Genomic DNA, 4,338 nt, shown 5'->3' on the forward strand with positions numbered 1-4,338 from the left:
GCTCGGCACGCTGGCCGGCGTCTCGATCGCCTTCATTTCGATGCGCCCGGCACTCGAGATTTTCCTGACACCGGCGATCGGTCTCACCTGCCTTGCGATCATCCTGGTCAGCTGGTTCGGCGGCGTGCGCTATCCCCGCAGCATCCCGGCGGGGCTGGTCGCCATCGCCTTCGGCATGGTCATCGCCTGGGGGTCGGCGCTGCTCGGGCTCGATGTCGGGGGCCTGAGCCTCGCCAAGCTGGGCGCCGCCTTCTCGACCTTCGGTTTCTCGCTGCCGCTGCCGGCAGTCGACCATGTCTTCTCCGGCTTCTCCTATCTCGGCATCATCCTCGTCACGGCGATCCCCTTCGGCATCTATGATCTCGTCGAGGCCATGGACAATGTCGAGAGCGCGGAAGCGGCCGGTGACCATTACCCGACGACGCGGGTACTGACCGCCGACGGCGTCGTCAGCCTGATCGGCTGCCTGATGGGCAACCCCTTCATCAACGCCGTCTATATCGGCCACCCCGGCTGGAAGGCGATGGGCGGGCGCATCGGCTATTCCGCCGCGACCGGGCTGATCGTGATCGTGCTGTGCTGGTTCGGCGTCATCGCCCTGCTGCTGGCGCTGATCCCGCTCGTCGCGATCTCGCCGATCCTGCTCTATATCGGCATGCTGATCGGCGCGCAGGCCTTCCAGACCACGCCGGCAAGCCATGCGCCTGCCATCGTCCTGGCGCTGACGCCGCATCTCGCGGCCTGGGCCAAGGTGCTGATCGACGGGGCACTCGGCGCGGCGGGGACCRATGCGGCCGCTGTCGGCATCGACAAGATGGCCAATATGGGCGTGCTCTATCACGGGCTCGAACTGATGGGCGGTGGCGCGATCCTGTCCGGGCTGGTGCTCGGCGCCATCGCCGTCTTCGTCATCGAGAAGCAGTTCCTCCACGCCGCAGGCTTTGCGGCCGCGGGCGCCGTCCTGACCTATTTCGGCCTGATGCATGGCGAGGCGATCGGCATCGGCAAGGGGTTCGGCGTCACACCCTCGATCAGCCTCGCCTATGCGATCGTCGCGGGCTTCCTCTTCCTCTGCGCGCGCTCGCTCTCCGTCGTGACCGCGGCGAAGACGATGACCACCGAGCCCCGCGGCAAGCTGGAGCCGGCGGAATGAGCGAACCGAAACCCGTCTTCGATGCGGCGCGCCATTGCGATGCGATGGCGCCCGCGCTCGGCCTGGCGATCAGCGAGGAGCAGCGTCCGGTCGTCCTGCAATTCCTGGCAGTGGCGAAGGCCATGTCCGAGATCGTCTTCGCCGCGCCCGTCGACGAGGCCAGCTTCGAGCCGGCCGGCGTGTTCCGCGCCGGGCGCCCGCATGACGGAGAGCCCGCGTGAGCTTCGATGCCTTCGCACCGGCCCACCGTATCGCGGCCGATATCAGGGAGGGCGTGATGACCGCGGAAGCGGTCATCACCGGCTTCCTCCAGCGGATCGAACGCCTGAACCCGGCGATCAATGCCTTCACCGACGTCACCGCCGGGAGGGCCTTGGCGCAGGCACGCGCGACCGATGCCAGCCACGCAGCCGGCGCGCCCCTCGGCCCCCTCGCCGGCGTGCCCTTCGCCGCCAAGAACCTGTTCGACATTGCCGGCCTGCCGACACGGGCCGGCTCGAAGATCAACCGCGAGCGCCCGCCCGCCTCGCGCGATGCCGTGCTGATCGAGCGCCTGACGGAAGCCGGCGCCGTGCTGCTCGGCGGCCTGAACATGGGCGAATACGCCTATGACTTCACCGGCGAGAACGCGCATGACGGCCCCTGCCGCAATCCGCATGACCTCAGCCGCGTGGCCGGAGGTTCATCCTCCGGATCAGGCGCCGCGACGGCCGCGGGGCTCGCCCCGATCTCGCTCGGCTCCGACACGAACGGGTCGATCCGCGTGCCGAGTTCGCTTTGCGGCGTCTTCGGGCTCAAGCCGACCTATGGCCGGCTGCCGCGCACGCGCAGCTTTCCGTTCTGCGACTCGCTCGACCATCTCGGCCCCTTCGCCCGGGACGTGACCGACCTCGCGATGGCCTATGACCTGATGCTGGGCCATGATGCGGGAGATCCGGCCTGTGCGCGACAGGCGGCCGAGGCGACCCTGCCGACGCTGAAGCAGGGCGTCGACGGCCTGCGTATCGCGGTCGCCGGCGGCTATTTCTCGACCGATGGGATGCCCGAAGCGGAAGCTGCCGTCGCCGCAGTCGCGCAGGCGCTGGGTGCGACGCGGGCGCTCGATATCGCCGGAGCGGGCATCGCCCGGGCGGCTGCCTTCCTGATCACCAATGGCGAGAGTTCGGCCTTCCATCTCACGCGGCTGCAGCAGCGCGCCGATGATTTCGACCCGGAGACCCGCGACCGCTTCCTCGCCGGCGCGCTGCAGCCGACGGCCTGGTATCTCCAGGCGCAGCGGGCACGGCGCTGGTTCCATGACGAGATGATGCAGCTGTTTCAAACGGTCGACCTGATCATCGCGCCGGCCACGCCCTGCGTCGCACCGGAAATCGGCAGCAAGACCATGGTGCTGCGGGGCGAGACGGTCGCGCTGCGGCCCAATCTCGGCCTGTTCACCCAACCGATCTCCTGCATCGGCCTGCCGGTCGCAGCCGTGCCGGTCTTCGGGGCCGGCCTGCCGGTCGGCGTGCAGTTGATCGCCCCGCCCTGGCGCGAGGATCTTTGCCTGCGCGCAGCCTATACCGTCGCGCAGGCCGGCGTCGCGACCGCCAGGCAGGCACGGCTGGATGACGCGTGGCGCCCTGAAGCACGAGGATTGAAAGCTGTCTCGGAGGCTCAACCCCTGTGAAGCCAGGAACGCCCGCCCCTCAGGGGGCAGGATGCCGGGCGGATGCGCCTCTCGCGCTCCCTCAGCCCGCCAGTCCGATGATCTGCTGCAGCAGGAGCGAGGTGTCGTTCCGGCGATAGCTGACGATGATGGGGCTGGTGAATCTCTCGTCGAGATCGAGGAACTGGACATCGTCGCGGCCGAAGCGCCGGACCGAGGCCGGAACGACGCAAATCCCGACGCCCGAGGCGACCAGGCCGAGCGCGGTCTGCACGTCCCGGACCTCCATGCCGATGCGCGGCCTGACCCCCGCCTCGCGATAGAAGGACAGGACCTGATCGGCATAGCTCGGCCGGGGCGCCTTCGGATACAGGATCAGAGGTTCCGCCTCGAGATCGGCCAGCTTCGGCTTCCGGCCGCTTGCCAGCAGCGCATGGGCCCCGCCGACCGCCACGCATAATCCTTCCTCGCGTAGCACCTTTCGCACCAGCATGTCGTCATCGAAGCGCAGGCGTCCGAAGCCGACATCGATGCGACCGTCCTTCAGGGCCGAGATCTGCTCCAGCGTCGTCATCTCGAGGAGCTGGACCTCGACATCCGGCACCAGGATGCGAAAATCGCGGATCAGTTGCGGCAGCGTGTCGTAGAGCGTCGAGGCGACGAAGCCGACATTGAACTGCAGCACCAGGCGCTTGCCGATGCGCGTCGTCATGGCGCTCATCTCCTCGACGCGCTGCAGCACCTGTTGCCCCTGCTCGAAGAGATAGCGCCCGGCCTCGGTCATCGTGATCGGCCGGCCACGATCGAGCAGGCGCACGCCAAGCTCCTCCTCCAGCTGCTGAATCTGCCGGCTCAGCGGCGGCTGGGCGATATGGAGCTTCTCGGCGGCGCGGCTGAACGAGCCTTCGGCGGCGACGGTCGTGAAATAGCGCAGATGACGCAGATCCATCGCTGCCTGCTCCTCCCGCTCTCCGATCGATGCAGGGCGGCTGCACCCCGGAGACCGCCATCGCGGCGGTTGTCACATGCTCGCGGGCGACTGCCCGGCTTCCCCACCGCATCGGCAGGGAAGCGGGCTTCCATACCGTAGGGGTATTAATTTACACCAAAACGATCCTGTCCAGCGACACCATGCCTGCCTAGCCTGACAAGCAGGGAAGAAGCGTTCGCGCAGGAGGAACACTCCGCCGCGAACCTGAGCTGGCCGTCAGAGCCGCCGGAGAGCCATGTCTGAGACCGAACCGTTGCGGCCCGCGCCAGCGCGGCTTGCGAAACGCGCGCCGGCTGCCCTGTCGGGGCGCCGCGGCCGAAGCCGGCGAGCCTGATCATGCCCTATCTCGAAACCGGACCGGGCCTGCGCCTGTTCTACACGGTCACCGGGCCGGGCTCCGCGCCGGCCCTGGTCTTCTCGAATTCGCTCGGCACCACGCATCGGATGTGGGACGCCATCGCCAGCGAGCTCTCGGCCGAATATCGCTGCGTGCGTTACGACACGCGCGGCCATGGCGGCTCGAACCACGGCCCCTCGCCCTTCGAG

4 protein-coding genes and 1 pseudogene are annotated in these 4,338 nt (G+C 68.3%); 4 read left to right on the forward strand and 1 reads right to left on the reverse strand.

Translation table 11 applies throughout. From position 1 onward, the window contains the following. The 3 genes from AC1D34_RS34435 to AC1D34_RS34445 form a co-directional block, all read left to right on the forward strand. Nucleotides 1-1,153 (forward strand): regulator (locus AC1D34_RS34435; RefSeq protein ID WP_476826661.1); only part of this gene is annotated, 1,153 nt, incomplete at its 5' end. After that, the gene (locus AC1D34_RS34440; protein ID WP_441504601.1) at nt 1,150-1,374 is read left to right on the forward strand and encodes a DUF4089 domain-containing protein; all 225 of its coding nucleotides are present in this window, start codon (nt 1,150-1,152) and stop codon (nt 1,372-1,374) included. The genes AC1D34_RS34435 and AC1D34_RS34440, both read left to right, overlap by 4 nt. A 56-nt stretch (nt 1,375-1,430) precedes the next feature. Then, nucleotides 1,431-2,822: an AtzE family amidohydrolase gene (locus tag AC1D34_RS34445; protein ID WP_441504854.1), complete on the forward strand. Its 1,392-nt coding sequence runs from the start codon at nt 1,431-1,433 to the stop codon at nt 2,820-2,822. A 61-nt stretch (nt 2,823-2,883) separates the two neighbouring features. Here AC1D34_RS34445 and AC1D34_RS34450 read toward each other — a convergent pair whose 3' ends face one another. Beyond that, the gene (locus tag AC1D34_RS34450) at nt 2,884-3,750 is read right to left on the reverse strand and encodes a LysR family transcriptional regulator (protein ID WP_441504602.1); all 867 of its coding nucleotides are present in this window, start codon (nt 3,748-3,750) and stop codon (nt 2,884-2,886) included. Nucleotides 3,751-4,128: 378 nt separating this feature from the next. On the opposite strand from AC1D34_RS34450, the pseudogene AC1D34_RS34455 reads away from it, so the two are divergent. Then, nucleotides 4,129-4,338, forward strand: a pseudogene (locus AC1D34_RS34455) (3-oxoadipate enol-lactonase); the annotation flags it as partial.

This window comes from Allobosea sp. P1_A7 (assembly GCF_056406775.1).

Excerpts from the sequence above, each read along its gene's own strand:
- AC1D34_RS34440 (WP_441504601.1), top strand. The coding sequence starts at position 1,150 with ATGAGCGAACCGAAACCCGTCTTCGATGCGGCGCGCCATTGCGATGCG.
- AC1D34_RS34445 (WP_441504854.1), top strand. The coding sequence starts at position 1,431 with ATGACCGCGGAAGCGGTCATCACCGGCTTCCTCCAGCGGATCGAACGC.
- AC1D34_RS34450 (WP_441504602.1), bottom strand. The coding sequence starts at position 3,750 with ATGGATCTGCGTCATCTGCGCTATTTCACGACCGTCGCCGCCGAAGGC.